Source organism: Nostoc sp. NOS(2021) (genome assembly GCF_017115025.1).
Taxonomy (GTDB): Bacteria; Cyanobacteriota; Cyanobacteriia; order Cyanobacteriales; family Nostocaceae; genus Nostoc.
Map to the genome: position 1 here is coordinate 1 of NZ_JABXKM010000231.1, position 6,519 is coordinate 6,519.

7 protein-coding genes are annotated in these 6,519 nt (G+C 43.7%); 4 read left to right on the plus strand and 3 right to left on the minus strand.

The features are described from left to right. Nucleotides 1-203 precede the first annotated feature (203 nt). The gene (locus HWQ41_RS24560) at nt 204-566 is read left to right on the plus strand and encodes a phage holin family protein (RefSeq protein WP_292768799.1); all 363 of its coding nucleotides are present in this window, start codon (nt 204-206) and stop codon (nt 564-566) included. A 111-nt stretch (nt 567-677) separates the two neighbouring features. Here HWQ41_RS24560 and psb29 read toward each other — a convergent pair whose 3' ends face one another. Further along, complete coding sequence (gene psb29 / locus HWQ41_RS24565) at nt 678-1,385, minus strand: photosystem II biogenesis protein Psp29 (protein WP_292768802.1); 708 nt, start codon at nt 1,383-1,385, stop codon at nt 678-680. Between the two features lie 356 nt (nt 1,386-1,741). Here psb29 and HWQ41_RS24570 point away from each other — a divergent pair, with 356 nt between their 5' ends. Then, the gene (locus tag HWQ41_RS24570) at nt 1,742-2,338 is read left to right on the plus strand and encodes a chromophore lyase CpcT/CpeT (RefSeq protein WP_292768804.1); all 597 of its coding nucleotides are present in this window, start codon (nt 1,742-1,744) and stop codon (nt 2,336-2,338) included. A gap of 72 nt (nt 2,339-2,410) precedes the next feature. On the opposite strand, the gene HWQ41_RS24575 is transcribed toward HWQ41_RS24570, so the two are convergent. Together HWQ41_RS24575 and hemF are read right to left on the minus strand one after the other, a co-directional pair. Then, nucleotides 2,411-2,779, minus strand: a complete 369-nt coding sequence (locus HWQ41_RS24575; RefSeq protein ID WP_292768807.1) for an STAS domain-containing protein — start codon at nt 2,777-2,779, stop codon at nt 2,411-2,413. 319 nt (nt 2,780-3,098) lie between these two features. After that, the gene (gene hemF / locus HWQ41_RS24580) at nt 3,099-4,139 is read right to left on the minus strand and encodes an oxygen-dependent coproporphyrinogen oxidase (RefSeq protein WP_292768810.1); all 1,041 of its coding nucleotides are present in this window, start codon (nt 4,137-4,139) and stop codon (nt 3,099-3,101) included. A gap of 439 nt (nt 4,140-4,578) precedes the next feature. On the opposite strand from hemF, the gene HWQ41_RS24585 reads away from it, so the two are divergent. Next, nucleotides 4,579-5,103 (plus strand): SRPBCC family protein, encoded by a 525-nt coding sequence (locus tag HWQ41_RS24585; RefSeq protein ID WP_292768813.1) that lies wholly within the window; start codon nt 4,579-4,581, stop codon nt 5,101-5,103. A 265-nt stretch (nt 5,104-5,368) separates the two neighbouring features. Further along, nucleotides 5,369-6,439, plus strand: coding sequence for an Mrp/NBP35 family ATP-binding protein (locus HWQ41_RS24590; protein ID WP_292768816.1), 1,071 nt, complete (start codon nt 5,369-5,371; stop codon nt 6,437-6,439). Nucleotides 6,440-6,519 lie beyond the last annotated feature (80 nt).

Below are 6,519 nucleotides of genomic sequence, written 5' to 3' on the forward strand. Positions count from 1 at the left end.
CCCCTGCCTCCTCTGCTTCTTCATCCCCTACTCCCGACTCCCATTCAAGCTCTTTCCCAAACCTAAAGATATCTAAAATAAAATTCGGTTAGAGAAAAATTTCCTGCTAATTTATAAATAATTGGTTGAGCTTTAAAGATTTTTTCACCGATAAACTAAAGTAATTTATCACCAATTGCCATTCACGTTTCAGGGGTTGTGGCATGAATATCGTAACGCTTTTAATTGTTTGGATAGTAACAGCTATCAGCCTGTTGATAATTAGCAAATTGCCTCTGGGAGTCGAAATTGACACTCCAGGTAAAGCCTTCTTTTCTGCCGCAGTGCTTGGGATCGTGACGGCAATAGTCAGACCGATTTTAAGCCTCGTTTTTGCAGTACCAAATTTACTCACATTGGACTTGTTATCCGGCATTTTCACATTTATGATTGCCGTGGTTTGTTTTAGTATGGCTGCTTGGTTAGTAGAGGGCTTTCGCTTGCGTTACGGGATTTGGAGTGCTGTTATTGGGGCATTTGCGCTGACTATAATTAACAGCTTAATCTACAAATTATTGGGCGTATAAAGTTAAGAGTTAGGAGTTACTCTGCCAATTTTAGATTTTGAATTTTGGATTTTGGATTAGAGTAAAAATCTAAAATCTAAAATCTAAAATCTAAAATTGAATAACTCCTAACTATTCGTTGGAACTTGGGGGAGCAACTGGGGTAGTTGATTGTTGTTTACGTTGCTCGCGTTTTTTGCGATCGGCTGAGAGCATATCTGCCATCACCACCAGTGCTTGCGCCATCTTGTCTAGGTTAGAACGGTATAGCTCCAAATCCTTGTTGAGTTTGTCATCGGAGAGGTGCAAGCCAGCAGCGATCGCTTTCAGCGCCTCAGTGAGTTGCTTTTCGTCTTTGACTAATTCGGGATCTGACAGTTCTAATAACGAAAATACACCAATTGCAAACAAACGGTTGTATTTAAAGTTAGGATTGTTGGCGATCGCTTGCAGGTGTGCTTGCAAGTCAGCATCTCGATCTAAGTGAGTAGTTTGGCCTAGCCACGCAATTAAATCTTTAACTTGCAAACCTTTAGCTACAGTTTGCAATCTTTCGGCATCCTGTCGATAGCGTTGCGGATCTTGTTCTATAGCCCGACATAAGGCGTTAAAAATTGATTCTTGATCACGTTCTGGTTGATAGCCTTGCATGAAGCGGTCAAAGGTAGTGACGACGCCCAAGGCATAAATTGGATTGTAGCTAAAATCGATATTTACTGACAGCAGATGCATTTCCACCATCAATTCTTCTACTACCCGACGATAAATAGTGTTAATCGGACGGGTGTGAAGATTGTAGAAAGTTCGCTTTGTATCAGAGACAGTACGGACGTTATTCACAAAGAAAAACAGAATGTTAAGGGCGACGTATCTTTATTTTCTCGCTTAAAGGCTACTTTGCCAAGTTGAGCTTTTGGCTGGTGACAGTTTCATTTACAATATAGACAAATCAAACCGCTTTGCGGAGTCATTAGTCATTAGTTATTAGTAAGAAAGTCCATCAGACACCACGCCCACAAGGAACGTGGTTTGAATTAGTCCAAAGTCAAGAAAGTTTTTTCGCTTAACTTCGGGCGAGGTATGTACCAAAAAACAATGACTAATGACTTATCAGCTGGTAGCCATAGGGAATAAGACGCTTTCCCCTAAAAAACTAGCCAAAAATAATCATCTTTAATGATACGTTTATCGCATTTATGAACTTCTCGCCACAGTTAATTGCTTTAGGTGAGTACTTAGCTGGTGAATTTGATAATCGGGAACAAGCCATAGCAGAGCCAGTTTGGTATGTCCACCTCCGCCTGTGGCAAAGACCAGTTAATCTGTTCACAGAAGATAGCATCACCTTGTTTGCCGAACAGGCTAACATTATTAACCTAGATCAACCTTACCGCCAGCGAATTATGCGGTTGCGTCAGGGAAGCAACTCTGACGCAACCGTGGAAGTACAATACTACATGCCTCAAGATCCAGGTGCATTAAGAGGTGCAGGTCATAACCCGGCTCTACTAAACACACTTACACCCGATCAATTAGATTTACTACCAGGTTGTATCCTAACAGTTACTCAAGAAACACTAGCCCGCGATCGCTATAAGTTTACCGCTACCCCACTGCCAGAGACTCGTTGCAGCTTTACTTATCTTGGCAATAGCGTCTATGTTTCCTTGGGATTTGAAGCCACTGCGGCAGAATTTCACAGCTACGACAAAGGAATTGATCCAGCAACTGGAAAAGCAACTTGGGGAGCGATTATGGGGCCTTATCGCTATACCAAGCGAAATCAGTATTAAATAAGATAAACTTATGAGTCATGAGTTATGAGTTTTGAATTAACTCCTGACTCTTAACTCCTAACTCTTTTCTTAGCTGGCAATGCTACGAGGTACACCTTCTAAAGCTTCCTCTTCTGTTTCAAAGATTTCAAAGACAGTATCCATCATCGTCACTTCAAACACGAGTTTGGCTTCTGGATGTACATTGGAGATGCGGAAACTGCCCTTGACTTTATCAGCATCACGCATTCCAGCTACCAAAGACGTGAGACCGGAACTATCAATAAAATTTACCTGAGCCAGATTTACAACTACATGGCGGCTGAGTTTGGAAATACACTCCTGTAACTTTAGGCGAAATTGCCAAGCAGTGGTAATGTCTAGGCGACCTGTTGGCGTCAGGACAATAACCGTGTTTCCGTCTTGGGTTGTATAACTTTTTTGGTCTATATGAATCACTAAAGCCCTCCCCGTGGCATTCCTCTTAAGATTAACTAGTTACAGAATTTTCTAATGCTGTCACTTGACATTAACAAGCTATAGCTAAAATTGTCACCTTTTTCTGCTAAGTGCTTACTTTTAGTAGTTTAACTCACCAAAATAGTGCTGAGTAGCAATTTTCAATCGGGGAGATGAGGAAGACGAGGGAGTAGGGGAAGATCAGGATAATTATCATAACTCCTGACTCTTAACTCCTAACTCCTAACTCAGCACGGGCTAAACCATAGCTATCCGCTAACAGCACGGGCTAAACCATAGCTATCCGCTAACAGCAGTATTAACTGGGTGTCCAGTTGATCCAATCTTGAGGCTTAAGGAAGGTTTCATACAACTCGGCTTCGGGGGAATTCGGTTCTGGCTGATAACCGTATTCCCAGCGGACTAAGGGTGGTAGGGACATAAGAATTGATTCGGTGCGTCCGTTGGTTTGCAGACCAAAAATAGTGCCTCGGTCATAAACCAAGTTAAATTCTACATATCGTCCCCGGCGGTAGAGTTGAAAATTCCGTTGGCGATCGCCATATTTTATCCCATGTCGCCGTTCTACAATTGGTACGTAGGCTGGTAAAAATGCTCTGCCACAGTCTTGCACAAAGGCAAACAAATCTTCCCAATTGCGGGTTGCTGGTGTTCCCACCTGGTTGCTATAAATAGCCGCTTCCCCATTGGGATTTGGCCCGCGATATAAAGCACCTTGACCATCTTGGTAGTCAAAAAACAGACCACCTACACCCCGTGTCTCATCACGATGCTTGAGGTAGAAATATTCGTCACACCACCGCTTAAACGCCGGGTAATACTCTGGGTGGTGTTGGTCACAAGCCTGTTTTAATGTTTTGTGTAAATGTGCCGCATCTTCAGCAAAGGGGTAATAAGGTGTCAAGTCAAGACCGCCACCAAACCACCACACTGGCCCCGCTTCAAAGTAGCGATAATTTAGATGAACTGTGGGCACGTAAGGATTGTGAGGATGTAATACCATTGAAGTGCCCGTGGCATAAAAGCCATGCCCTGCGGCTTCCGGACGTTGGGCTAAAATTGAGGCTGGCAAATGGTCACCCCAAACTTCAGAAAAATTTACACCTGCTTGTTCAAATATTGCACCTTCTCGCAGCACGCGCGATCGCCCTCCACCTCCTTCTGGGCGTTCCCAACTATCTTCGAGAAACTTAGCCACACCATCTAGTTTTGCCAATGATTCGGTAATTTCGTCTTGCAGCTGTTTCATAAACTGACTGACCCTAGTCTGAGCGTCAGTCGCTGGCAAGGACTTAGATGATTCTGCTGCTACAGTTGGTATTTGCGAGTTGGTCAACATAGATTCCCGAACCTAAATTACAATTTCCAGAAAACCACAAATTTTTCATTTTCAAATTTGGGGGAAACACGCGCCAACAATCTAGCTCTATTTGCCCAACCCGCTTTTTTCTTACTGGTTAAGCATTTATACGATTGATGGGCATCACTAGAGTTATTTTCCCTCAAATGCGTATACGCTTGTATATTGACTGAGTTTTTTTTAATTGGAATATTTTGGTATAAACACTAGACTATAGTCGTAACCTTGAAGTATCAAGGGTTTGACTGCCCTGCTCAAAACTTCTTTGCCATATTGCTATGTTGGCTGTTGGCATCTTTGCCGAATTGAGGCTTGCTATGTTTAGGGCATTTTTGAGAAAGTTTTAATTTAGGGGTTGAGCGTAGTTGCCTACAATACCAGAGTTACCAGAAAGTGTCTAGGGAGGAGGATTAGGAAAATGCAAGGTTGGTTATCCAAATTCATCCACCGCAAACGTCGTCGGTTTTGCGCTTCTCTGGTGCAGACGTATCGAGAGATTAGTTCTGCTTCTGTAGATGAACTGTGGCAAAAAGTCGCTGACTTAACAGATGTTTCCTGGCATCCACTACTTAAGAGTACTAACGTCCCCTACGGTTTAGTACCCAAACCAGGATTGATTTTTCAGGCTGTAACACGCTTTTCCCCGATTCCCATTCGGATTTTTGTGGAACGCGTCAATCCTAGAGAGATGCTGAGTATCCGAGTGCTGGCGATTCCTGGGATAGAGGAACGGGTGACTTATCAAGTAGAGTCAACGGTTTGTGGTACTTGTCTGTCTTATTCTGTAACGCTACGGGGTTGGTTATCGCCCCTGATTTGGTCTTTATCCCGTCCTTATGCAGACCGCGTAGCACGGTCTTTAGTAGAGGCAGTAGAAAAGACAGCATTGCCAACGGTATCTGGTAAGAAAAAATCCCTTAATGACAGTTGTTTTGATTTTTAGGTACTGGGAGTGGGGTTAGGGTAAAGGTTACAGCTTACAGGTGATAGGAAATAATCTGTAAGCTGTAACCTATACCCTATTACCTTCTTATGTTCCCAATCCCTAAAGAAAGTTAAGATTCTATTAGGTGATAATGCAATTTGCTAAGTTTTATTACGGCAGTAACAGTGAAAACACTAACCTGACCTTACTTAAGAAAGCATCCAGTTAATAGCTAAGATGTTCGCCACGAGTGTATTTCTTCATTTTGAATTTTGAATTTTTTATGTACGATGTCCTCGACTCCCGCTCTGTCTTAGAAGTGTTGCGACCAGTAGAAGACCCAGAACTCCGCAAAAGTCTGGTAGAACTGAATATGATTCGCAACGTCACAATTGACGGTGGCAAGGTTAGTTTCACTTTAGTGTTAACCACTCCTGCCTGTCCTTTACGTGAATTTATCGTTGAAGACTGTCAGAAAGCTGTCAAAAAACTCCCAGGCGTTACAGATGTCAGCATAGAAGTGACGGCAGAAACACCGCAACAAAAAAGTTTGCCCGACCGCACTGGCATTTCTGGGGTGAAAAATATCATTGCTGTTTCCAGCGGCAAAGGTGGCGTTGGTAAAAGTACGGTGGCGGTGAATGTCGCAGTGGCTCTAGCTCAAACTGGGGCGAAAGTCGGCTTGCTAGATGCTGATATTTACGGCCCCAATGACCCTACCATGCTGGGTCTGGCTGATGCCCAAATTGTAGTGCGTTCCACTGAAACAGGTGACATCCTGGAACCTGCCTTTAATCACGGCGTCAAATTAGTTTCAATGGGCTTTTTGATTGACCGAGATCAACCAGTAATTTGGCGGGGGCCTATGCTCAATGGTGTAATTCGCCAGTTTCTCTATCAAGTTGAATGGGGAGAACTGGACTATTTGATTGTAGATATGCCACCGGGAACCGGAGATGCTCAGTTAACTTTAACCCAAGCAGTGCCGATGGCAGGGGCAGTAATTGTCACCACGCCGCAAACTGTAGCCCTGTTAGATTCTCGCAAGGGATTGCGGATGTTCCAGCAGATGAATGTGCCGGTATTGGGGATCGTAGAAAATATGAGCTATTTTATCCCCCCCGATCAACCAGATAAGCAGTATGACATCTTTGGTTCCGGTGGTGGCTCTAAAACAGCCACAGAATTGGGAGTGCCACTGTTGGGGTGCGTACCGCTAGAGATTTCCACGCGAGTTGGCGGTGACAGCGGTGTGCCGATAGTCGTTGGTGATCCAGATTCAGCTTCGGCAAAAGCATTAACAGCGATCGCTCTTACCATTGCTGGTAAAGTATCAGTTGCTGCTCTGACATAAATTAATTTTAATTTCTATCTACTTTCTGGGCTATAGCCTGGGAATATTAGGGAGTGGGGAGTAGGGAGTGGGGAGTGGGG

Bases quoted from the DNA above. Each gene is read 5' to 3' on its own strand.
- HWQ41_RS24560 (WP_292768799.1), top strand. From the start codon at position 204: ATGAATATCGTAACGCTTTTAATTGTTTGGATAGTAACAGCTATCAGC.
- HWQ41_RS24570 (WP_292768804.1), top strand. From the start codon at position 1,742: ATGAACTTCTCGCCACAGTTAATTGCTTTAGGTGAGTACTTAGCTGGT.
- hemF (WP_292768810.1), bottom strand. From the start codon at position 4,139: ATGTTGACCAACTCGCAAATACCAACTGTAGCAGCAGAATCATCTAAG.
- HWQ41_RS24585 (WP_292768813.1), top strand. From the start codon at position 4,579: ATGCAAGGTTGGTTATCCAAATTCATCCACCGCAAACGTCGTCGGTTT.
- HWQ41_RS24590 (WP_292768816.1), top strand. From the start codon at position 5,369: ATGTACGATGTCCTCGACTCCCGCTCTGTCTTAGAAGTGTTGCGACCA.